This window comes from Lentilactobacillus curieae, assembly GCF_000785105.2.
Lineage (GTDB): Bacteria > Bacillota > Bacilli > Lactobacillales > Lactobacillaceae > Lentilactobacillus > Lentilactobacillus curieae.
The window spans coordinates 1,190,780-1,211,723 of record NZ_CP018906.1; the positions used below are offsets into that span (position 1 = coordinate 1,190,780).

The window sequence follows — 20,944 nt, forward strand, 5'->3', positions numbered from 1 at the left end:
TGCGAATAAAAAAGAAGGAGTTTGCAATTTAGCACGCAAACTTCTTCTTTTTTTATTTTCTCACCGCTGATACTTCATGGTGGTGTAACTTCTTATATTTGCCAGGCGACATTCCAACTCGCTGACCAAACGTTCTAATAAAGTTGCTATAATTACCAAAACCGCACCTTTCGCATGTGTCAGTGACGCTGGCACCTTCTCTAAGCAGCTGTTTGGCTAACTCAATTCGTTTTTCAATCACATAGGTATGAATCGATACGTGCATGTATTTTTTGAAGTACTGATCAATATAGTTAGGGTTCAAGAAAAATTGTTGGCTAAAAATGGATAGACTTAACTTTTGGTCAATGTTCTCAGAAATAAATCTGGTGAGTTCCTCCAACAGTTTGGGAATATTGTTTTCCCGGTGCTCCTGAACAGGAGTAACTTCATTAGCTAGTAGCAGCATTCTTGCTAAGATAATCCTTTCATAAATATCAGAGGCATATTCATTTTGTTCAATAATCGATGATAAATTTTCACACATGGTGGTAAATGAAGCACATTGTTGTTCGTCAAGAATCATCGTACTGACTTCTTGGTTACGAGCAGCTTCAAAACACTTGTACAGGTTAGTTTTGTCCGTTGATAAAATATCGATTAAATCTAGATCGATGTTAACGTATGCCCGTTCATAAGGACTATCATCATGGGTAACAGCACAATGCCAAATGCCATCTGGAATGATAATCAGCGATTTAGGTGGGATTTTGAATGCTTGCTTTTCAGTATAAAAACTTGCGTTTCCAGAAATTAATAAGAAAAGTTCAATATGATGGGTATGAACATGTAGTGGACTGTCGTGATGCCTACTGGTAACGTGGTTACAGAAGACATCGATTGGAATTGTTCCGTCAATTGGAAGGTTGTCAATCAATAATATCACCTATCTTTTTGCAATGTTTGGCTATAAAAATGCAAAGAATGTGCGTTGTAAAGCGCTTACAATGAGATTGTACAAAAAATTAAGTTGAAAGTAAACAGCAACTAGCTAGTGCAATTATTTCGGAATACCCGTTTTCGCGGGAATTGTTTACTATCGGCTTAAAGTTTCTCCCCCGTTTCAACGGCTCGTCTTAAAGTTTTTTGCACAAAATTTTTTACACATTAATGAAAGCGAATTCAAAATTCGCCGGTAATTAGGAGGATATTATGGATATGCAAAACAAGAAGGTTCATGATGGCTGGGATGAATATGCCAACAAGGGAATCTACCAAGCTAAAGGAAAAGTTGGCTTAGGCAGATCAGTTGGATTTGGCGTTTTCTCATTCTTCAGTATTTCGATGCAAGGATTAGTTGGTGCTTGGTTGCTGTTCTTCTACACAACATTCTGTGGATTGTCAGCTGGTCAAGGGGCTACGATTTTCTTAGTTGGTCGTGTGGCTGATGGAATTGCCTCTCTAGTAATGGGAAACATTTCAGATAATGTTTACAAGTACAAGCTAGGCCGTAAATTTGGTCGTCGTCACTTGTTTATTTTGGCTGCCGCACCTTCAGTGTTGTTTGCCATTACAATGTGGATTGCCGGAATGAGCTTCTGGTACTACTTGGTAACATACGTTATCACTACTGTCTTGATGTCAGTTCTGCAAATTCCTTGGGAAACTTTACCAAACGAAATGACCAAGGATTACAACCAACGGACAACAATGTCTACTGCCCGGATGGTTATTGCTGGGTTAGGTAACATGTTGGCACAATTCGTTCCTGCTCAATTGTTCAACTACTTCCCAAAGACTTCACCAACTCCATATTTAATTATGCAAGCTGGTTTCTCAATCGTTACGTTCTTCTTGATCTTCATTACATACAAGACCACGTGGGAACACTTTATCACTAAGGATGAAGCTAAGAAGCTTGAAGCAGAAGCCTTACGTGCAAATAACGGTAAAAAACCTAACTTGAAGTCAGAAGTTAAGAACTACTTCTCGACATTCAAGATTAAGAGTTTCAGAATTCACATGGGTATTTATTTAAGCTCATACTTTGCAACTATTCTTTGGTCAACAGTATTTGTTTACTTTATTGTTTTCGTTGTTGGTAAGACAACTTCAGTTTCAGGATTCCTGCAATCATTAAGTATTGTTTCTGTACCAGTTACTTTGGCAGCTGGATACATTGTTACTAAGATTTCACCAAGATCGCTGTATACAATTGGTTACTCACTAATTTTAATTTCATGTCTTGACTGGGCCTTTGTTGCTTTAACTAAACCTGCTCACGTTATGGTATGGCTTGTTATTGGTACTTTGTTCTACGAAGTTGGTTTGTACATCTTGTACTTTGTTCCTTGGAACGTATTCCCATTCATCCCTGATGTTGATACCTTGGTTACTGGTAAAAACCGTGCCGGACTATTTGCCTCAGTTATGGTATTTATCAACCAAATCAGTCAAGGTTTAGCTTCAGTTGTTGCTGGTTACTTACTTGATTTTGCTCATTTCAAACAATCAACTACTGGTGCTGTTGCTCAACCAGGTAGTGCTATTCACATGATTACATTCATCGTTTCTGGCGGTGTTGGAATTATGATTTTGATTGCGCTTCTATTTGCAAGTCGCTTTAAGCTAAGTAAGAAGACATTCGGTGTCCTTGCTAGCGAATTAGTTAGACTTCAAAAGGGTGGTAGCATGAAGGACGTTGACCCTAAGACTAAGAAGGTCTGTGAAGACTTGACTGGTGTTGACTACGACTCAATTGATTTCTGGAAGAAGAATGATCAAGAAGGTTCTACTGTAAAATAAGCGATTTATAGGTTTAGATAGGAGACGATTTTATGGCTGAGGAAAATTTAGACTGGAAAGAAGCCTTGAAGTCTGCGGAAAGTTTTCACGCATTCATTACTGATTACTTCAAGACTCATAAAGAGTTAACTGGATCATATGAAATCCCTTCATATTATGAACATTACACCGTAACTTTGGATAGCCGCGATGGAATTGTAATTACTCTAGTTACTGGTTTAAATCAAAATGGGGTGGTTGCTTCACCACTACCCTTTAAGCAAAAAGAAAGCATGTCGATTGAAGACTTCAGAAACTTGATTCTCCACAAGAAATTTGCGGATCAAAACATGTCACTTGCTGATGTGTTCCAGGCAGTTGCTGGGGTTCCTGATTCGGATAACGACAGTGATAAATAGTGTGAAAGAATGTGAATGACGTGATCGAAAATCCATTGGTTGGGAAGACAATGTATGCCTTTGGCACTAGTATCGTTAATGGCCATCTGGCAAATGTAAGTTTTGTTGATGATATTTGCCGGGCAAACAAAATTTCTTTTAAAAAATTTTGCGTCAACGGAGCAACTTCGAGGACAACCGATCCAAACAACATTATCAAGCAAATTACGAGTACGCCCGATGATGTTCCTGATTTGATTGTATTTGACTCGATTGCTAATGACGCATATCCCGAAGTTGTTAACGATCCTAAGAAATTAGGCAAGATAAGTAACGGGTATGATGAGCAACTAGATCCTACGACATACTGTGGTGCCGTTGAAACTATCTGCAAGATGTTGGAGACTAAGTACCAAGGTGCCAAAATTTTGTACGTTGCTACGCATAAGACGCCGGCAAGAGATTTAATGGTTCAAAACGTCATGCACGACATTTCACTGAAAATTATGAGTAAATGGTCGATTATGGTTGCTGATTTGTACACGGAGGGTAATTTCAATGGCTTTCTAAAACAGTATCAGCACGACTACTCTTATGATGAAACTGATGAACAAGGTGGCAATCACTCATTTGGCGGTACGGGAACTCATCCGAACGCTGACGGGTATCGACTATTTTATGATCCCCTAATTTTGGGTAAGCTGAATTTGCTGGTTTTTCAAACGAATGATGAAACAAACTGAAGAGTAGGGGTTAGAGGAGTTAAGAATGGAAGATAAATTTTTAGTATCTAAAAGCACTGTTGTTACAACTGATTACACAAATGATGTCCTTAGAAATGCTGCCAAAATACTGATTCGCGATATCGATGCGGTTGTTTCTGCCGATGGTGACCAAAACGAAATTCAGTTGGTTATTGATGATCAGGCACCGGCTGATGAACAGTTTAAGGTTAGTCTAAATGATGCAAGCCACTTAATCGTCAGTTCTGGAACTGCTCGTGGGGTTATGTATGGAGCCCTAGCAATTTCACGAGATGCGCTCAAGGTTGATGATTTCTGGTTCTGGCTGGATAAAGAACCAGAACGAGTTCCCTACGTCACAATTAGCAATCTTGATGACATCAAATTACCTGACTTTCGGGTTAAGTACCGTGGCTGGTTTGTAAACGACGAACTTTTATTAAATGAATGGGACTACCGTGAATCCACCGACAATGTTTGGCAAATGATCTACGAAACGCTACTTCGTTGTGGGGGAAACGTTATTATCCCTGGGACGGGGCAAACAAGTCAAAATCATCAAGGTACCGCTGCTAAGATGGGATTGATTTTGACCCATCACCATGCTGAACCACTTGGCGCAGAAATGTTTTCTAGAGTTTACCCAGATCTTGATGCTTCATATTTTAAACATCCAGACCTGTTCAAAAAACTTTGGCAAGATTCAATTGATGAGCAAAAGGATTCTGATGTTATCTGGGCCCTTGGATTTAGAGGGCAGGGTGACCGTCCTTTCTGGCTAGATGATGATCATGAGTACACGCTTGCTGACCGGGCTAAGGTGATTAATGATGTTATCAAGATTCAATATGACATGGTCAAAAAGGCAGTTCCAGACGCTGTCTGCACAATTAACATCTATGGTGAGTTAACTGCGCTCTACAATGCAGGGTTACTCGATATTCCAAATGATGTGATTCAAATTTGGGCAGATAATGGTTATGGACGAATGGTTTCTCGTCGTCAGGGTAACGATGATCCACGTTCTGATGTTCTAAGCGGTAGTGATCCTAAACTATCACAAGGAATTTATTACCACGTTGCGTTCCATGACTTACAAGCATCGAACTTCCTTTCAATGCTACAGATTGCTCCCCATGAAGTAGCTGATGAATTGGAAAAGGTTCATGAAGCTGGCATGGATGATTTCGTTTTGTGCAACACCGGTAATATTAAGCCGAATGTGCTATTCTTACGCTTAGTTGAGCAGACCTGGAGAAGTGATTTCAAGGTTAAGAGTAACGCTGAAATTTTGTCTGAATATGTAGAAACATACTATCAAACTAACCAAGAAAAGATTGCCGCATTGTATCAAGATTACTTTGACTGCATCTTGAACTATGGTAAGTTTGCTGACCAAAAGGCTGGCGATGAGTTTTACACCTATACTTTAAGGAAAATTGTCGCAACCTGGATTGCTCAGCGGGATAAATTGCCTGAGATGGAGTGGCTAACTGGTAATAAGAAATTTATCGGTGAACTATCCATGATTGATCAGTTGATTAGCGATCATGTTGAACCATTTGAAAAACTGGTTCATAAGATTAAGGCGCTGATTGAGGAATTACCAGATGACGATAGTAGTCGGTTATACAATGACTTGTGGTTGAGTGTGGCAGTTCATGCATATCCAATCAAAGCGTTGAAACTGACAATTGATTCATTCGATGCATTCTTCGCTGACACAGAAGATTTCTATGCAAATTCGTTCTTGCTTGCTAGCGAAGCTGCACAAACCCTTAATAAGGTGCTACTAGCGTGGCAAAACAATCCATCTAAAAAGTGGGTTCGGTTCTACGACAACGATTGCTACACCAATATTTCACTAACCATTAACGTTTTAGGAACGCTTACCAATTATGTCCGCATTATTGGTGATGGTCCAGACGAGGACCAATGGGAACGTGAATACTTGATGGATAAGAGCGACGCAAAAATCATGTTATTATCCAATACTCACAAGGCGTACGATGATCGGGAGATGGCGATTAGATTACAGGGCCGATTTGGCGGTAATCAGGCTAAATAAATAAAATGACCACATCCAGCGGATGTGGTCATTTTATTTATTACTGAGAAAGATAGTCTAAAATTCTAAACATAACTGCACGGTTCTCTTCTGGAACTTTGGTAGCTAAAATATCCTCTTTAGTTTGTTTTAGAATTGACCCTGGGATGTAGTTGAAGTCGTTAACTACCATTTCCCTCACGTTATTGGGCTTAGGCTCAAAATGGAATTGGAGCCCCACAACGTGGTGGCCCAAAACGAATCCTTGGTTTTTAACAGCGTCACTAGAAAACAGCAATTCAGCACCGTCTGGAACTTCAAACATTTCTTCGTGCCAGTGAAGTGCTTGTAAGGTCTCTGGAATTCCTGGGATGACGTGGCTTTGTAAATGCACAGGAGCCCAACCAACTTCCTTAGCAGGAGCTTTAGTGACAGGATAGCCAAGTGTCTTGCTAATTTGTTGAGCACCATAACAAGCACCAAAGATGGGGGTGTTGTTATCGAGAAGCTCTTTGATCAATTTACGTTCAGCTTTGATCCAATCAATATCATCGTTAGGGCTCATTGGTCCGCCAAGAATTACCAACATATCGGTTTCATCCGCCGTAGGTAGGTGACCGAATTGGTAGGGATGGTACGTATATACTTCATGGTTGTGAACTTCAGCCCAGTCAAGGATTGATCCCGGACCTTCATTTGGGGTGTGCTGTAAAACATTAATGCGCATAATCGTTCCTTTCACATCAACGGCAATGTTTTACTTAGGTATCGCCTGCAATTACCTATTATTGGAGGTAAGTATAGCACAAAAAACTACTGAATCGTATTTTTCATCATATCTCCCAACACCTTCACGATTCCCGTCACAGCAAACGGAATTGCCACCAATAAAATTCCAAATAGCATTAAGCCTGGTGCGTCATCTGCTTGCGCAGCAACGTAGAAGAATGGAAGTACCAAAATGCTTGAGAGGCTGAGAATTAGCAGCGATTTGGTTGACTTACGAAAATGAATTAGAGATGCCGCTGTGATTTGGTCATGGTTGACGGTGTATTCCTGATAAAATCTATTAAATTGAATTAGGACGTAGATTACGTTGATCAACACTATGTATGCAGCAATCATCATCAACCAAACAACGTATGGATGTTGTAACTTTCCAGCAGTTGCGACTTACGTGGTTACAAGCGCCGCAACTAGCACGAAGAATGCTCCTAAAAACAGTAACGTGATATTTTTGATTGCAGTAGTGATTCTCATAATTAGTTTCCTCCCCAGAAAAAAACATGGTTGTATTTCCTTAATGTTAGTTTAAGTAGCCACTAACAGACAGGAATTCAGCCATGTTTTGCTTTAATTTAATATTTTGATTTACTGAAACATCTTTTTTGTTGCTCGTGCGAGAACCTTTGGATCCTTGTCGAACCGAGGATTCTTGACTAACTTATCCATTGGGACGCCCGCAAAATGGAATGCAGCAATCTCTCCGGAACGAACTGCACTTTGTTCAGTGAAGACCATTTGGTATGGTTGCTCGACAAATTCACCAGTGAAGGCAAGGTTGGTTGAATGTTCTGGGATCACCTCTGGACGATCAGATTTGGCTCTGTTATTGAAGAGGGCGGATGCGTAAGGCATGTAAACGGGGATGTTGTTAATCACGCTGTCCATGATTTCTGATTCTTTATCTTTAATGTTACCAGGACCAGGGTCGACTTTAGATAGTTGGCCGATCAGTTCCTGAAGCATTTCCTTACCTGTCATTTTGATGTACTGCTTTTCGACAAATTCACCAGTCCGACGTGGGTAGAGGAAGTAGCCCCAAATAACTGACTCGTTAGGTTTTTGATCAGTAAAGTGTGGTTGATGATGGACCACGATGGACATGTTGACATCTTCTTGTCCTAAAGGCGTGATTGGGGTAGTTGATAGAAATGAGTTCAGGGCATTTCCCGGAACTTGGGTAGTGATTCTAGTGATTTCGTTCAGTAGTAAATGATTTTTGGTGGTGAGGGTAAAACTGACCCATTCGCTAGCATTGCGATCATTGAAGAATTTGTCTGGATTACCTAGGTTGTAAAAACGTTCAGTTGCCTTTTTCCAAAGACTTGATGCAGCACCGTAATCTGGATTTTCTTCTGCTGGGGTATTGAAATCACCTAAAGTGGCGGAGTCTGTAATTGACCCGTTGGTAAAGAATACGGCGGTCTGATCATCGACCGGAACGTTTTCTTCCTCATCAGTTTCGGTATTAACCATCTTTAGTCCCGTGACTGTGATTTCATCTTGCATCTTAGTATCCTTGAATTCCCAGTCAGTCACTCTACGGTTGAGAACAAGGTTGACTCCCTGGTCCTTCAAATAATTGATCAGTGGCAGCATGATGCTTTCGTATTGATTGTAACGAGTTCGGTTGACCCCAACTAAGTGTTCGATTTGGGTAAATTCATAGATCATTTGGTGCATGTAGCGACGCAATTCCTGAGCGGAGCTTTGAGTTCTAAAGGCAAAGGTAGTTTCCCACATATACCAAAAATTGGTTTGAAACATGTGGGGACTAGATTTGAAGTAGTCAGCAATGGTAACGTTGTCTAGATCGGTTTCCTTTGAATCAGGCATTAAAACAAGCTTAGATAGTAACATCCTGTCCTTATTGTTTAGTCCAAGCTTGCCACCATCAATAATTCCGTGGCCACCTTTAAGAAGACGAGCTTTATCGTAGGTTCTGTGTTTAGCGTCAAAATCACGGGTGTCTTCTGCAGCAGTCATGCCTTCTTCGGTTGCTGATGGAACGCGTGATAACAAGTCCATCAAATCCACATAGGTTCTGTAGTTCAACATTCTCCCGCCGCGGGCAACAAACCCTGGCTGACTTCCCAAGGGATGATTTTGATTCCAATATTCATCCGCGGCAGTGCTAACTGAGGAACCGTCATTTGAGCCATGATCGTCGATTGAATAAAAGGTGATCTGACTTCCATTCCAATGTCCCTCTTGAATTAAATAAACTGCCCCGGCTAAGTTTGCTAATCCAGCACCAATCATGATTGCTTTGCTCTTTGTCATAACGATTCCCTCCAATAAATAGTTAATGTGGTAACACTGTTAATAGTTGACTATGTGATTACATCTATATTATAAAACTTTTTTAGAAAAATGGAAGCGTTTTTCTCGATTTTTAAAAACAAAGTAGAACCATTGCTATAACTTAACATGTAATGGTAGTGTAATTAGGCAGGCGCGTAAAGCCACTGTTACATTGCATTATTATAATTAAGGGCATATACTTCTGCTTATAATGAATTTTGAAAACCGAGGATTAATATATGGCTGCAAAAGCGAAGATTTTAATTGGTGGATTACTTACACTGCTAGGAATTAAGATGATCTTTACACAGGGATTGGCCGTGCATATTCAGACTAGCAAGCCTGGATATGCCACATACTTTGGAATGAATGGCGGCGGAATTGGAACCTATTTAGTATTACTGTTAGCGGTGGGATTACTAATCTCTGGGGGCTTTTCTATGTTTAGAAGTCGGAGAAAGCGTTAGAATAGTAGTAACAGAGATTAAAAGGAGATTTTACCCATGGCCAAATTTAATTTTGATTACGCACCTGAATACGCACTAACGTACGGCAAAGCAAAAGCAGGCAAAGAGATGACAGTTATTTTGAACCTGGGCTGTCCTGACAGTAAGCAATGGTTCCTGGACAACCAAGCTGATTTGTTCAAAGCGGTCGACGAAGGTACATTACTACTTCACTTGAAGTTCTGGAACAAGGACAAGGATGACCTTGTAAATGGTGCCGTAGCTGATGATTTTGTTGATTATTCAAACCCAGAAAAGGCACTCGAATACGTTCGTGATGTTTTTGAAAACCAAGAAAAGCTAAATGAGCAAAATGTTGAACAAGTTCCAGAATATTTGGAAACCCGTTATGGGGTTACCGACGGTCCTCATAATACTGACGCTTCAGATAAAGTAATTGAGGAAGCTGTTACCAACGATATTTTCAAATTACCTACCGTTATTATTGATGACCAAATGTACTTTGATGATACATTGAAGCCAGCTGCAGAGCTGATTAAGTAATAGTTAAGAAGAAACTGGTAAAAAGTGCCCATGTCATTTTTGACATGGGCACTTTCTTTTAATCATTTTCCTTCAACCATCCATCTAACACACTTATGAACTCATCATGCTGATCAAGTAAGGCAAGGTGGCGACTGTTAGCGAACAGATGCCACTTTGCTCCAGGAATGTTGTCGTACACAGTTTTGGCAATTAATGGGGTACATAAATCGTCAGTTCCGTTAGTGACTAAGACGGGCACGTGGACTTTATGCAAGTCGTCAGTAACATCAAAATCGCTAATGGTTCCATTTTCTGTAAACTCATTAGGACCTTCCGCAATCAAACTAGCCCGTTTTCCGTTAGTTTCTCTACGCATTGGCTCTGGAGAATTTTCATTAGGCTCGTCCCAGCAATAGGCTTCCATGTAACGGGAGTTGGCTGCCAGATAACGCGGATTAGTAAAATCTCCCGTGCGTTCTGCTTCCGCAATTGCCTGACGATCTTCGTAACTAAGATATTGAATCAAGCGGTGTTGTTCCTTAACCCAAAGTTTAATTGATGATGGTGAGCCATCGATCATTACACTCTTGATGCCTTTAGGATCAAACTGAGTGAGGTAGTACATCTCCAACATTCCACCCCAAGATTGCCCTAACATATGGACTTGATCCAGGTGTAGGTACTTTCTCAACTCTATTAATTCTTCTGCCCAAGTTTCCTTAACGTAAACAGATTCATCTTCCGGTAGTGATGATTTACCGCAGCCAACTTGGTCATACATAATCAGCTGCCGACCGGTTTCAGCGTAGTCGTCCATCATTTCAAAATAATTGTGTGATGATCCGGGGCCACCATGAATTAATAACAATGGTGCTTTATCAGGGTTGGGTTCGCCGACAATCCGATAATATGTTTGGTACTGGTGAAAGGGCATGTAGCCTTCTTGAATTTTCATATGTAAGAACCTCCTAAAAGTGGTTAGATTCATTGTAGTTCTAAATGAAAACGATGGCGGAACTTTTTGGGAATTATGACAAATATTGAATCAGAATCCCACTAAAAATTACGTGTTTATTAGTTGGAAACCTTTTAGCATTCATTCTGGTGATTTAAGTCAAAAAAATCATTACGGTACTAGAAAATTAAATAATATTCGCTACTCTATGACAGTTAAGCTCCAAAAAGGAAAATGGCATCCTTTAATTAGGTAATGTACTTAAATCTACAACCTGTTTTAAAGTATATTGGTGGAATATAAAGGATTTAACTTTTAGCTCAATACCGTATGTTTTACTTTTAGAGCCAATTTTGGATGGAAAGTAAGCCACATTTTCGGATCCCTGGTTATCAGTTCTAAACTTTATGATCACGTGCTTTTGGGATTTCAAAGCTTTAAATACTCGTTTATTTGAACTTATTTTCAATAATTTATTGTTGTCATTATTTTTTAACGCGGTGTTTATGACATCTTGAGTATATTTTTCCATACCTTTATCTACAGTGAAAAATTGGTATCCCAGTATAACTAAAATTAGAATTACAAGCGATAAAAATATTTTTAGAGCCATTTTATTATGTTTCATAGATATCATGACCTTCCATAATTATTGTCATATCATAGAACAGGATAATATCGTTTATAAATATATGGAAGAACATTTGATGTAAATACATAAAATGTTATTAATTAAAAAATTTCGCAACTGTCGTATTTACTTAGGTGTAAGATGAATCTTAATAAATAAAAAGCTAGAATAGCTAAGGGAGTAAATAAAATGGCAGAATGGTATGAAGATCGAATCACTTCCGCTGTTAATGGAACCAATCCAATGGTTATGGCGGAGTTAAAGGGTGGTTACGCAGTTTTTGGCGATGTACAGTTTTTGTCGGGATATTCTGTTTTATTACCTTAACAAAAATTCGATGCGACTGAACCTTATACGGTTCTCCATACTGACGTGACACAGGTTAAATTAGCTAATAATCAATGGGGATATATTTCGGCAGTAATTGATGAAGCTAGTAATGAAGTTGTTTCCCTTAATGTGTCTAATCATGCCAATAAGCAGCAATTAGCCACTACATTGAGTAATCTTCAAGCTACGATTCCTAAGGAATCAATGCCTATCTTACATTCTGATCAAGGCTGGCAATATTAACTATCGTACTATCATCAAACGTTACATAAAATGTGGATTATACCTAGCATGTCTCGTAAGGGAAACTGCCATGATAACGCGCCAATTGAAAGCTTCTTCAATTTACTAAAAAGAGAACGATTAAACCGATCCAAGATTGAAGACTTGGATAGGCTTGAAGAAATAACTAGTCAGTACGTAAAATGGTTCAACGAAGACCGAATCTCACTAAACAAAAATGGCTTAACTCCGATTGAATATCGGAATCAAGCCATAGCTTAAACTTTTTTAAAATGTCTAACTTTTTTGTGGCACTTCAGTATTCTCCCAGTCTTTTTAGTTACAATATTTGACGGTGACAACAAATATTATCATTAATTTGATTACAAAGGACGACTAATTTAAAACAACTCACCTTAATATAAAAACAAGCGGTGAAGGGCAAAATGTTCAAGTTTATACTACTTGACACCTTCTTGTATACCGCTAACAAAAGATGCCTCTAGACCAAATCCAATGACCGCTTGTATCATAAAGATTAATTTATTGTTGCTGCGTATAGACTTTGCCAATTTGGGGTGATGAGATTTAATCCATTTTCCAACCTTTATTCCTGACTTATGGGTATATCCATTAACAGATACAACATTTTGAATGAATCCTGCAAGTTCGTAAAGTGTACCCCAGCTTGGTAGTGAAATAAAGCTATTTGAATATGGAGTTTTCCCGTTATTAGTTTGTGTGGCAGCATTCTTGATTTCTGTAGGGTTTACGGTGTATTCTACACCATTAATGGTAAGCTTGCTCTGACCATTATTGATTTGTGTTAAAACATCAACAATCTGATCATCTGTTAGATTCATACTGAACAATTCTTGACGTGACAGATTTGGCAAGTTTTGTTTAGAAGTGGAAACTTGTTGAAGTTGAGAGTCAGCAAATGCGGAAGAAACTCCACCTAATGATGTTGTTGTAAGACATGCAGCGACAGAAAATACGATTAGCTTTGATTTATTCTTCATTGTAATTACCTTACCTAACTAAATTAATTTAAGGATTACAATTAGTATTAACATTGCTAAAAAGAATAGACTTCCCGATTTTTTAAATATGTATCCAACTTTTTGGATATTTGAATTACTCTGCTCTACGTGAATAGCATTAAATGAAATGACCGTTGCTATTAAAAAGCAGAAGAAGTATCTGAATTGGTCAACAAAATTAAAATTTAAAAAAACAAATGGGGAAACTATAATGCTAACAATGCCAATAATAACGTAAATCCACATGTAAGTATCAAAATGCGCTTTTTTGATAAATATTACCTCCAAAATTCATTCGCGAACTTTTATTATGCTACTAGTGTGTTGTGAAAATTATGTGAAGATGAAGTGACCATTATGTAAAAATAGAGTGACTATTTTGTGACTTTAGGATTATATTCCTATACTAAAGTCGTTTAATGAGTTATCAATTTCATCTTCGGTAATTCCAATATATCTCTTGGTGATTTCTTGTGAACTATGGTTAAAGATAGCCATTAGCGTAGCAATATCATGAGTTTTACGATAGTAGTGATAGCCAAACGTTTTGCGGAGCGTGTGTGTGCCGAGGTCATCACGATCCATTTCTTGGCCTAATTTATCCATAATTCTATATACACCATTTACGGTTAGGTGATACCCAGGCTTTTGAGAAGGAAAGAGCCAGTCGTCATCATTCTTCCCGAAGATATATTGGTCAATCATATCTGACAAGTTGGTTAAGTTAAGCCTGCGTTGCTTACCAGTCTTTTGCTCAATAATATACGGCTTCTTGGTGTGTCTAAACTCTCCAACCTTACGAATAACAATATCTGACGCACGTAAACCTGTGTTGATACCGAATAAAAAGAGCAGCAAATCACGGTCTGCATGGCGGTTTCTTGATAGGAAAAATTTTGCAGTTTCGATTGCTGATTTAGTTCTTAGTGGTTGAATGTTAATATGTAAACCCTTGTTAGTATTGTGCGGTTTATCAGTAGACATGATAATCAACTCCATTCAAAAATACTGTGCACTGTGTTATACTAACCACAGATACACAGTAAAGTTGTAGAGATGGCGTTCCGCTATCTAGTTATGAAGAACCGTCAGCGTGCCCGCCAAAGTTTGCAAACGGTTCTTTTTGTTTGTCTACTTTTTCGTGTTTTTGAGCAAAGCGCCAATTGCACGAATGATTGCAGCGATTCCGTAAAGAATGCAGGCAATTCCGACCAATAAAAGTTGCGTTTCCTTTCGTTTGGATTTTGTGTGTCATACACATCACTCCAATCCGATAGTCAACGTCACCGTCTAACAGCTCTACAAATAAGATTATATCATAACTAACAACTAATGCACGGTGTTTTTAAAAACCGTGCATTAATTAAAAATCAAAAATTTTTAGTTAATATTATACGAAAACGAAAGGACTGTTGATATGAACCCCCAAAAGACAGCTTACATTGTTAGTGAGGTGGTTAAATTCATCAGTTTTATTATTTTAATCGTAGCAGTCTATATTACAAAAGGACTAAATATTGTTTTCTGGTTAATTGCTATGATAAATTTTGGGGTCTCAATACTATTTTTACCTAACAACTTTTTAAATAACTTAGTTCTAAGTTTTATTAAGAACAAAAGATAACAGTTTCTAGCTATTAGGCGATTACCTTTTTATTTCTTGTGAAAACTTGAAGTAATATTAAGCCGTTGGAATTATTACAACGGCTTTTAATTTAGTCCAAAAAATCTACGATTTACAATGAATTCGTAGATAGATATAGAGTGACAGCTTATCGGTTGCTAAGAACCGCTGAACTACATTGAGACATGATCGGTTTTTCTTATAATTTATGTTAATTCCCTTGTTAACGAAATTTCTTCCGTAAATGTTGCTTAAGCAATACCCCAATCTACTGACTGATTACCACCGCTCTAACTACTCTACATTAACTATTATTCACGCAAAGCCCTTAAGTCTAAATGACTTAAGGACTTTTTCATTTGAGATAATTATTATTTTTTTTAGTCCACAATGTGATTTGCGCTGGTGTAGATTGGCTCACGATTAAGAGCCCGCTTGATACTTTCTTCTATGGCTAATGGACTGTTTACATTGGTTGAAGAGACCAGCTTGTTGAGATCCTTTGAAGTGCGAAAGGCTTGATTGGCAATCTTGTGACTCATGGAATCCAGCATAACGATCACAACATCATCGTGCTTAATCGCTGACAGCAAGCTAGTTTCAATTCCTTTACCAGTGACGGCTTCATCATAGGTCAAAAGCTCTTTGCCGAGAGGAGCTTTACAAATGACCGATAACCAACTAACTTAACTAAAAAGCGTTGCTGAACATGCGGCGACTAATCGCAAATGGATTCAAGTTCGACTGTTTGAATTTGAAGATAATCCGTTAAAGCTTGAAGATTGGCAGGAATTTATTACGGAATTAGCTGATAATTACTTGATCCTGGTCACTGACGATGGGAAATGGAAAATTAATTATCGCGACGTAGTTAAGGTTGAAATATTACTACCTACTTACGAAAAATAAAATACACGTCTTTTGGGATTGTTAACACAATTGGGGTATTTTTTAAGTATTACATTATTACGGTGAAATTATATTGACATATTTATTATCTAAAACTATTATTTAGTTGTTATTAAATAAATACAAAAGGGGAAGATTTATGATGAGATTGAAAGCAATTATGTTTACAGCGTTAAGTTGTTTATTTTTTACAAGCTTTAATGTCAGCGCTAACGCAATTAAGCATGAACAAATTACTAATAGTGAGGGACAGACACATCAATTAGCAACTAATCCAGCAGAACAGGAAAATCAGATTAGAAGTAATGGTAATACGACCACACATGTTAAATCTGTAGTACATAAAAGGACAGTAATTGTTAACCCTGCTGATAGGGTCAGCAAAAAGTCCTTGGTAGAGAAGCACACGGTAACGACTAAACCGCGCTATTCAAAATTGCAATTAAAGAAATTAATGGAGAAGCAGTTTGCCAGCAAAAAAAGATGATGGCGCAAGATAAAGTAAAACGGCAACGTGAGAATGTTAAACTGCGTGCCAAAGAACAGGCCAATGAAAAGTCTTTAGCTCAGGCAGCAGCTCATGCTAAACAAGTTAAAAAGGCAGAAGCCTTAAAGCAAGAAAGCAATAATTCAGTAACAGCCACTAGTCAACCAACAAATGAGCAAAGTACAGCCGATAGTCAAACTCAGCCGGCAACACAAGAACAACAACCACAAATGACTGATAGAGAAAAGAAAAATCAAGAAGCGCAAGATGCAAATACTAGATTACAACCTTGGTACACTGGAACTGCTGCGGCAGCTAACGTGGGACAACTCGCTTATTATGTCACAGGTTCAGTATCGAACGTAGTCGGTCAGGGTACAGCTATTGTTAATTCTATAACCGGAGTTATTTCAGCCATTAGAAGTCTAATTTAATTGGAGATGTGACGAATGCTAAAGAACGATCTGAAATTATTGCCAAAGCTTTTAATTTCACTAGTAGCCGTGTTCTCATTTTCGATAACTGTTACTCCTAATGTCATCCACGCTGACTATGATCGGTACGGTCAGAGAATAGACAATAATAATAGTTCATCTAATAATAATGATAACGATGACGATAATAGAAAACCAGAAGGCGGCGGTGTTGTTGACCCAGGTGGAGCTATTGGCGGCACACCAGGTGTTGCTGGTGGAGCTGCTGGTAATCCTTCCGCTTCTGCGACAGGTGCTGGAGTTTCTGCGGGGACTGTAAACCCGAATGCTCAAAATACAGCTGCAATTCCAAATCAGCAACAAACCTTTAACAATGTTAATGGTAACAATAACAGTGGCCAAGAAACAACCAAAACAAGGACACCAGTTGGAGTAAACGACCAAGCAAATAATTTAGGACAAAGAAATCAAGCCACAAAGAGTAGCAACAATTTAGCACCAAGAAACCAAGTCACAAAAAGTAGTAATAATGTTAGCAAAGCTAATATTAACAACAATCCGGGGACTGAATACCATCATCGACATGGTAATCATGTCAAGAGAATCAAAGGTCTACACAAACACCCTGGCCGATTAGGCCAATATCATATGAAACCTGGAGACATTATAATCTGTTATGGTGGCGGTTCCAGTGGTAGTATAGGGGGTATCCCCGGACATGTTGGTATTGCCAACACATCAAGTACAATTCTAGAGATGCCTGGAGCTAATTATGGCTACTCAAAGAAAAATAATGTTAAAGATAATAAAAAAGGGGTATTTTTTAATAGACATGTCATTGGGAGACATAAAAACAGAAAACATAACAAATCATCAGATAAAACTATGAAAGTAATTGTATTTAGATTTAAAAATCCAAAATATGGTAAAGAAGCGGCTAGCTACGCTTATCACCATATGTTCAAGAATGGTAATTTAAATTACGCTATAGGAACTGGAGCTATGATTCATAAAAAGAATCCTAGTTATTGTTCTAAATTTGTGTACCAGGCCTATCTTTATGGAACTAAGGGAAAGGTTACTAGAACTATCCATCTGCCACTTTATTGGATCTATCCTCACAACATTATGCATTATTTCAAACCAAAATATAAGCCCAGAGAAGTATACAGTCTGACATATTAGGAGGGATAATTTGAAAACAATCAATGGTTTTAATATATTATCGCTAATAGTTATTTCATTAGGTTTACTGGGCTCGTGCTTAGCTTTGTCGGCAGATATCTGGTTTTCGAACATGGGGTATTACACTGGGCCCGATACATGGTATGGACACCCTCAATGGTTGTTACAAAATGTTACCTTTTTTCTAGTCATTGTTTGTGTAGCAACTCTTTGGATAAAAAAATCCAATGCGGTAATAATTATACTTGCTACTATAGTTGCCTTACTTTTAATTTTTAATTTGACACTACCATATGACGCAACATTTAACATTTGGAGTGGTACTATTGTTCCAGGGAGTATCGGACTGTACGTGATCCTTCACGTTTTAATTAAAGGGGTCTAATTAGCGGTCATGATTTATACTATTATCAATAGTTTCTCTTATTAACGAATCTTCCAAGCATTACAGTGTAGTTAATAAATAACTTAAAGCAATAATGAAGACAGCCATGGGTTACACTCATGGCTGTTTTTAGTGCACATATTTTTTATACAGGAGTAGTTTATACTATATTAAGAAACTAGAAATATTTATTGGTGAGTAAACCTATAATGCGTCAAGATTAGCTTATATGGCGTAATTTTGGCCAGGCATTCAACTTCTATTATTGTTAGAATGAACATAGTACCTAATAAAAAAAGAATGAGTGATATTATATGAGTAAAGTAACGCCGACACAATTTGGGGAGAAGCTTCGGGACTTGCGTAAACAGAAAGGATATTTGCTTAGACAAGATTAACGGCAATTGAAAACAAAAGATCAACCTCAAATTTCTGATGGCTACTGGTCGTTGATTGAAAATGGAAAAAGAAGTATTCCAAAAGCAGATACATCGCGTCGAATGGCAAAAGGTCTCCGGCTAGATGTTGATATTTTATATCAAGCAGCTGGTTATTCTGAGGTGAATTTAATGCTAGGAAATATAACATAACCAGGATGATGTTGTTAGAATACCAGTTCTAGAAACCTCGGATCTTTTGGGTGAAGACGAAGACTTGCAAGCTCAATCATATGAGTTGGTGGGCTCAAATACAATTGACCTTAATTTTAGTTATTATTGGATCCACGTAACGCAAACCGACTTATTGGCTGACCACATCATGCCAGAGGACTTAGCTTTGATAAAAGAAACTGACAACTTTAATAATGATTAAATTTGTTTAGTTAGAATTAAGCATGATCGTCTCATACTTGCTCATGTCAGTCGGCAAGGTTCACCAATTTTATTAGTCAATTATGAATCGGGTTTTAAAGCTCAGGTATTTGGTCAGACGGATTCTCAATCGATCAAGATTATTGGCACCGTCCAACAAATAAGAAGAAATTTTGCGTAGTTAGGTAAAAATGATTAAAAATCCAAGACTTTATTTATGTTATGACTTTACCAGCAATCAGAGGGATAAACTTATTTATCGTCTCATCAAAACAGGCTTTAAAATACGCTTATATCACGTGTGTAACCCTAAAAACACCAAAAAACCGCTTACCTAGTATTAAGACATACAATGGTAAACGGTTTTTTTAATTTTAACAGATATTCAGAGTTAATTCAGCACGAGGGGTACAGATCAGATTCGCTCCTAGTCCTCTTTGTATTATAAGTGCTTAAATAGCAGGCATTATTTTTTCGTCTGATCAAACAGTGAATCATAATCTGGTCCACATTCAAGATAGTCCGTTAATTCGTATAATCGGTGATATGAGTATTCTGCTGTTGCTACAAGAAGGTCAATAACTAATTTATTGTCAACTAAAGTTTGTGAACCAGCCAAGACATCTTCAACCACCTTACGATATTTAGGCAAGGCGCTTACCTCAAGATTTTCGTCAGACTCTGATAAACGAATAAAGCCCGACACAATCGAATCCCGCTGAACAGAAGTAATTCCAGTCTCCAAGCATAATAGGCTTAGTAGTCTTGTACTCCACTCTGTATTTACAAGTTTATCTGATAATTCTCTGACGGCTTCTCTTAACAAATAGACTTGATCCTCAAGTCGTTCACTATTCATTGATTAATCCTCCTAAATAAAAATTCTGAGCACCTGTTCAAGTGCCTGAGCAATGGTTAGATTGCAACTTAATTAAAGTTTAAGTTGACTTATAATCCAAGGGAATCGTTCTTCATCTTGAAATGCAGCTATTAACTCATGAATCGTGGCTTCAGCAGTTTGACTTGAAGTGTCAGGTTTGATTTCTTGTATTTTAGAGATAACTTCATCAGTTGATAATGATTTCTTACTATGTTCGATCCTGACAAAATAGGAGTACAATGATTGAATTTCGTTGTCAGAGTAAGATCGACTAAGAAAAACAAAAGCACTGCTATGAATATTAAGCTTTGTGCAGATGGTATCAAGTATATCTATTAAAAGGGCTTCTTTTGTGAAAACTTCCATTGGTAATTTACCTCTAATCATCTAAATTTATGATAAAAGTTGTGCGGCTTGTACTGCCCAATAACAAATTGATTTATTAAATAACGAGCTTAACTTTTAGAGTCATTGCGTGGCCTCTTGGCATGGAACTTAACAAAACCAAGCAACAAAACTAATCCGTCTGATCAAACACTGAGTCATAATCCATTCCCAATTCAAGATGGTCCGTTAACTCAGACAATCCATGAACTGGAAATACGGTTGCTGCTTGGATAAGTGTAATCACCAGTCTATTGTTAATATCTGCAGATAATGTCTGCGACCCAGTCAAGGCATCTTCCACTACTTTACGATATTTTGGTAAAGCAATTGTATCAAGATTTTCATCGTAATCCGCTAATCTAAAAAAACCAGATACAATCGAATCTCGCTGCTCCAATGTAATCCCATAGTCTAAACATAAAAGGCTGAGGGAAATTGGATTCTCGTTTGTGTTTCCAAGCCTATCTGCTAATTCTCCTACGGCATCAGTTAATAATTCTATTCGATTTTCAAGTTGTTCATTATTCATCATTAATCCTCCTAGATAAAAATTTGCAGAACTTGTTTAACTGCCTCAGCGATGGCAACAGCTGATGAGTGGTTAATCTTAGCATCTACTAATGCGTGTTG

25 protein-coding genes and 2 pseudogenes are annotated in these 20,944 nt (G+C 38.0%); 15 read left to right on the plus strand and 12 right to left on the minus strand.

The window, feature by feature from the left end:
• Positions 1 to 52: 52 nt before the first annotated feature.
• Positions 53 to 916, minus strand: coding sequence for an AraC family transcriptional regulator (locus tag PL11_RS05630; RefSeq protein ID WP_035167896.1), 864 nt, complete (start codon positions 914 to 916; stop codon positions 53 to 55).
• Between the two features lie 281 nt (positions 917 to 1,197).
• On the opposite strand from PL11_RS05630, the gene PL11_RS05635 reads away from it, so the two are divergent.
• Genes PL11_RS05635 through PL11_RS05650 form a run of 4 tightly spaced genes read left to right on the plus strand, consistent with a single transcriptional unit; the run spans position 1,198 to position 5,972 of the window.
• Positions 1,198 to 2,784: an MFS transporter gene (locus PL11_RS05635; RefSeq protein ID WP_035168357.1), complete on the plus strand. Its 1,587-nt coding sequence runs from the start codon at positions 1,198 to 1,200 to the stop codon at positions 2,782 to 2,784.
• Between the two features lie 32 nt (positions 2,785 to 2,816).
• Positions 2,817 to 3,182 (plus strand): hypothetical protein, encoded by a 366-nt coding sequence (locus PL11_RS05640; RefSeq protein WP_035167898.1) that lies wholly within the window; start codon positions 2,817 to 2,819, stop codon positions 3,180 to 3,182.
• A gap of 11 nt (positions 3,183 to 3,193) precedes the next feature.
• On the plus strand, positions 3,194 to 3,904 hold the full coding sequence (locus tag PL11_RS05645) for an SGNH/GDSL hydrolase family protein (protein WP_237047473.1): 711 nt from the start codon (positions 3,194 to 3,196) through the stop codon (positions 3,902 to 3,904).
• Positions 3,905 to 3,929: 25 nt separating this feature from the next.
• Entirely contained in the window at positions 3,930 to 5,972 is a 2,043-nt protein-coding gene (locus PL11_RS05650) for a glycosyl hydrolase 115 family protein (protein ID WP_035167900.1), read from the plus strand.
• A gap of 40 nt (positions 5,973 to 6,012) precedes the next feature.
• On the opposite strand, the gene PL11_RS05655 is transcribed toward PL11_RS05650, so the two are convergent.
• From PL11_RS05655 to PL11_RS05665, 3 genes and pseudogenes are all read right to left on the minus strand, one after another.
• Positions 6,013 to 6,678 carry a type 1 glutamine amidotransferase gene (locus tag PL11_RS05655; RefSeq protein WP_035167902.1) on the minus strand — a complete coding sequence of 222 codons (666 nt, stop codon included), beginning with the start codon at positions 6,676 to 6,678 and terminating at the stop codon, positions 6,013 to 6,015.
• Positions 6,679 to 6,764: 86 nt separating this feature from the next.
• Positions 6,765 to 7,088 (minus strand): annotated as a pseudogene (locus PL11_RS05660) (DUF2975 domain-containing protein); the annotation flags it as partial.
• 234 nt (positions 7,089 to 7,322) lie between these two features.
• Positions 7,323 to 9,017, minus strand: coding sequence for an oleate hydratase (locus tag PL11_RS05665; protein ID WP_035167904.1), 1,695 nt, complete (start codon positions 9,015 to 9,017; stop codon positions 7,323 to 7,325).
• Between the two features lie 260 nt (positions 9,018 to 9,277).
• On the opposite strand from PL11_RS05665, the gene PL11_RS05670 reads away from it, so the two are divergent.
• Both PL11_RS05670 and PL11_RS05675 read left to right on the plus strand, forming a co-directional pair.
• Positions 9,278 to 9,505, plus strand: coding sequence for a hypothetical protein (locus PL11_RS05670; RefSeq protein WP_035167906.1), 228 nt, complete (start codon positions 9,278 to 9,280; stop codon positions 9,503 to 9,505).
• Positions 9,506 to 9,541: 36 nt separating this feature from the next.
• Entirely contained in the window at positions 9,542 to 10,048 is a 507-nt protein-coding gene (locus PL11_RS05675) for a thioredoxin domain-containing protein (protein ID WP_035167908.1), read from the plus strand.
• Positions 10,049 to 10,106: 58 nt separating this feature from the next.
• Here PL11_RS05675 and pepI read toward each other — a convergent pair whose 3' ends face one another.
• Together pepI and PL11_RS05685 are read right to left on the minus strand one after the other, a co-directional pair.
• Complete coding sequence (gene pepI / locus PL11_RS05680) at positions 10,107 to 10,985, minus strand: proline iminopeptidase (protein ID WP_035167911.1); 879 nt, start codon at positions 10,983 to 10,985, stop codon at positions 10,107 to 10,109.
• A 244-nt stretch (positions 10,986 to 11,229) separates the two neighbouring features.
• Positions 11,230 to 11,613, minus strand: a complete 384-nt coding sequence (locus PL11_RS05685) for a hypothetical protein (RefSeq protein WP_035167913.1) — start codon at positions 11,611 to 11,613, stop codon at positions 11,230 to 11,232.
• Positions 11,614 to 11,805: 192 nt separating this feature from the next.
• Between PL11_RS05685 and PL11_RS10360 the strand changes: the two genes are divergently transcribed.
• The 3 genes and pseudogenes from PL11_RS10360 (at position 11,806) to PL11_RS10260 (ending at position 12,450) form a co-directional block, all read left to right on the plus strand.
• Positions 11,806 to 11,943: a hypothetical protein gene (locus PL11_RS10360; protein ID WP_191982110.1), complete on the plus strand. Its 138-nt coding sequence runs from the start codon at positions 11,806 to 11,808 to the stop codon at positions 11,941 to 11,943.
• A 27-nt stretch (positions 11,944 to 11,970) separates the two neighbouring features.
• Positions 11,971 to 12,189, plus strand: a pseudogene (locus tag PL11_RS10255) (DDE-type integrase/transposase/recombinase); the annotation flags it as partial.
• 48 nt (positions 12,190 to 12,237) lie between these two features.
• Positions 12,238 to 12,450: an IS3 family transposase gene (locus tag PL11_RS10260; protein WP_052127825.1), complete on the plus strand. Its 213-nt coding sequence runs from the start codon at positions 12,238 to 12,240 to the stop codon at positions 12,448 to 12,450.
• A gap of 179 nt (positions 12,451 to 12,629) precedes the next feature.
• Here the strand turns inward: PL11_RS10260 and PL11_RS05695 are convergent, their stop codons facing one another.
• From PL11_RS05695 to PL11_RS05715, 3 genes are all read right to left on the minus strand, one after another.
• Positions 12,630 to 13,190, minus strand: coding sequence for a hypothetical protein (locus PL11_RS05695; protein WP_035167916.1), 561 nt, complete (start codon positions 13,188 to 13,190; stop codon positions 12,630 to 12,632).
• A 414-nt stretch (positions 13,191 to 13,604) separates the two neighbouring features.
• A complete protein-coding gene (locus tag PL11_RS05700) occupies positions 13,605 to 14,195 on the minus strand; it encodes a tyrosine-type recombinase/integrase (protein WP_052127826.1) in 591 nt (196 codons plus the stop codon).
• A 1,020-nt stretch (positions 14,196 to 15,215) separates the two neighbouring features.
• Entirely contained in the window at positions 15,216 to 15,473 is a 258-nt protein-coding gene (locus tag PL11_RS05715; RefSeq protein ID WP_035167920.1) for a hypothetical protein, read from the minus strand.
• 410 nt (positions 15,474 to 15,883) lie between these two features.
• Here PL11_RS05715 and PL11_RS05720 point away from each other — a divergent pair, with 410 nt between their 5' ends.
• The 6 genes from PL11_RS05720 to PL11_RS10365 all read left to right on the plus strand — a co-directional run bounded on the left by PL11_RS05720 (position 15,884) and on the right by PL11_RS10365 (position 19,048).
• A complete protein-coding gene (locus PL11_RS05720; protein ID WP_035167923.1) occupies positions 15,884 to 16,231 on the plus strand; it encodes a hypothetical protein in 348 nt (115 codons plus the stop codon).
• Positions 16,228 to 16,665, plus strand: a complete 438-nt coding sequence (locus PL11_RS05725; RefSeq protein WP_052127827.1) for a hypothetical protein — start codon at positions 16,228 to 16,230, stop codon at positions 16,663 to 16,665. Before PL11_RS05720 ends, PL11_RS05725 begins: the two co-directional genes overlap by 4 nt.
• Positions 16,666 to 16,680: 15 nt before the next feature.
• Entirely contained in the window at positions 16,681 to 17,850 is a 1,170-nt protein-coding gene (locus PL11_RS05730) for a hypothetical protein (protein WP_052127828.1), read from the plus strand.
• Positions 17,851 to 17,860: 10 nt separating this feature from the next.
• The gene (locus PL11_RS05735; protein WP_035167925.1) at positions 17,861 to 18,235 is read left to right on the plus strand and encodes a hypothetical protein; all 375 of its coding nucleotides are present in this window, start codon (positions 17,861 to 17,863) and stop codon (positions 18,233 to 18,235) included.
• A gap of 404 nt (positions 18,236 to 18,639) precedes the next feature.
• The gene (locus tag PL11_RS05740) at positions 18,640 to 18,825 is read left to right on the plus strand and encodes a helix-turn-helix domain-containing protein (RefSeq protein WP_052127829.1); all 186 of its coding nucleotides are present in this window, start codon (positions 18,640 to 18,642) and stop codon (positions 18,823 to 18,825) included.
• A 46-nt stretch (positions 18,826 to 18,871) separates the two neighbouring features.
• Positions 18,872 to 19,048 (plus strand): hypothetical protein, encoded by a 177-nt coding sequence (locus PL11_RS10365; protein WP_191982049.1) that lies wholly within the window; start codon positions 18,872 to 18,874, stop codon positions 19,046 to 19,048.
• A gap of 465 nt (positions 19,049 to 19,513) precedes the next feature.
• Here PL11_RS10365 and PL11_RS05745 read toward each other — a convergent pair whose 3' ends face one another.
• From PL11_RS05745 to PL11_RS05755, 3 genes are all read right to left on the minus strand, one after another.
• Positions 19,514 to 19,906, minus strand: a complete 393-nt coding sequence (locus PL11_RS05745; RefSeq protein ID WP_035167926.1) for a hypothetical protein — start codon at positions 19,904 to 19,906, stop codon at positions 19,514 to 19,516.
• Between the two features lie 72 nt (positions 19,907 to 19,978).
• Complete coding sequence (locus tag PL11_RS05750; RefSeq protein WP_152639003.1) at positions 19,979 to 20,314, minus strand: hypothetical protein; 336 nt, start codon at positions 20,312 to 20,314, stop codon at positions 19,979 to 19,981.
• Positions 20,315 to 20,444: 130 nt separating this feature from the next.
• Positions 20,445 to 20,843: a hypothetical protein gene (locus tag PL11_RS05755; RefSeq protein WP_035167930.1), complete on the minus strand. Its 399-nt coding sequence runs from the start codon at positions 20,841 to 20,843 to the stop codon at positions 20,445 to 20,447.
• Positions 20,844 to 20,944: the final 101 nt, after the last annotated feature.

Bases quoted from the DNA above. Each gene is read 5' to 3' on its own strand.
- PL11_RS05635 (WP_035168357.1), top strand. From the start codon at position 1,198: ATGCAAAACAAGAAGGTTCATGATGGCTGGGATGAATATGCCAACAAG.
- PL11_RS05640 (WP_035167898.1), top strand. From the start codon at position 2,817: ATGGCTGAGGAAAATTTAGACTGGAAAGAAGCCTTGAAGTCTGCGGAA.
- PL11_RS05650 (WP_035167900.1), top strand. From the start codon at position 3,930: ATGGAAGATAAATTTTTAGTATCTAAAAGCACTGTTGTTACAACTGAT.
- PL11_RS05655 (WP_035167902.1), bottom strand. From the start codon at position 6,678: ATGCGCATTAATGTTTTACAGCACACCCCAAATGAAGGTCCGGGATCA.
- PL11_RS05665 (WP_035167904.1), bottom strand. From the start codon at position 9,017: ATGACAAAGAGCAAAGCAATCATGATTGGTGCTGGATTAGCAAACTTA.
- PL11_RS05670 (WP_035167906.1), top strand. From the start codon at position 9,278: ATGGCTGCAAAAGCGAAGATTTTAATTGGTGGATTACTTACACTGCTA.
- PL11_RS05675 (WP_035167908.1), top strand. From the start codon at position 9,542: ATGGCCAAATTTAATTTTGATTACGCACCTGAATACGCACTAACGTAC.
- pepI (WP_035167911.1), bottom strand. From the start codon at position 10,985: ATGAAAATTCAAGAAGGCTACATGCCCTTTCACCAGTACCAAACATAT.
- PL11_RS05685 (WP_035167913.1), bottom strand. From the start codon at position 11,613: ATGAAACATAATAAAATGGCTCTAAAAATATTTTTATCGCTTGTAATT.
- PL11_RS10360 (WP_191982110.1), top strand. From the start codon at position 11,806: ATGGCAGAATGGTATGAAGATCGAATCACTTCCGCTGTTAATGGAACC.
- PL11_RS10260 (WP_052127825.1), top strand. From the start codon at position 12,238: ATGTCTCGTAAGGGAAACTGCCATGATAACGCGCCAATTGAAAGCTTC.
- PL11_RS05695 (WP_035167916.1), bottom strand. From the start codon at position 13,190: ATGAAGAATAAATCAAAGCTAATCGTATTTTCTGTCGCTGCATGTCTT.
- PL11_RS05700 (WP_052127826.1), bottom strand. From the start codon at position 14,195: ATGTCTACTGATAAACCGCACAATACTAACAAGGGTTTACATATTAAC.
- PL11_RS05720 (WP_035167923.1), top strand. From the start codon at position 15,884: ATGATGAGATTGAAAGCAATTATGTTTACAGCGTTAAGTTGTTTATTT.
- PL11_RS05725 (WP_052127827.1), top strand. From the start codon at position 16,228: ATGATGGCGCAAGATAAAGTAAAACGGCAACGTGAGAATGTTAAACTG.
- PL11_RS05730 (WP_052127828.1), top strand. From the start codon at position 16,681: ATGCTAAAGAACGATCTGAAATTATTGCCAAAGCTTTTAATTTCACTA.
- PL11_RS05745 (WP_035167926.1), bottom strand. From the start codon at position 19,906: ATGAATAGTGAACGACTTGAGGATCAAGTCTATTTGTTAAGAGAAGCC.
- PL11_RS05750 (WP_152639003.1), bottom strand. From the start codon at position 20,314: ATGATTAGAGGTAAATTACCAATGGAAGTTTTCACAAAAGAAGCCCTT.
- PL11_RS05755 (WP_035167930.1), bottom strand. From the start codon at position 20,843: ATGAATAATGAACAACTTGAAAATCGAATAGAATTATTAACTGATGCC.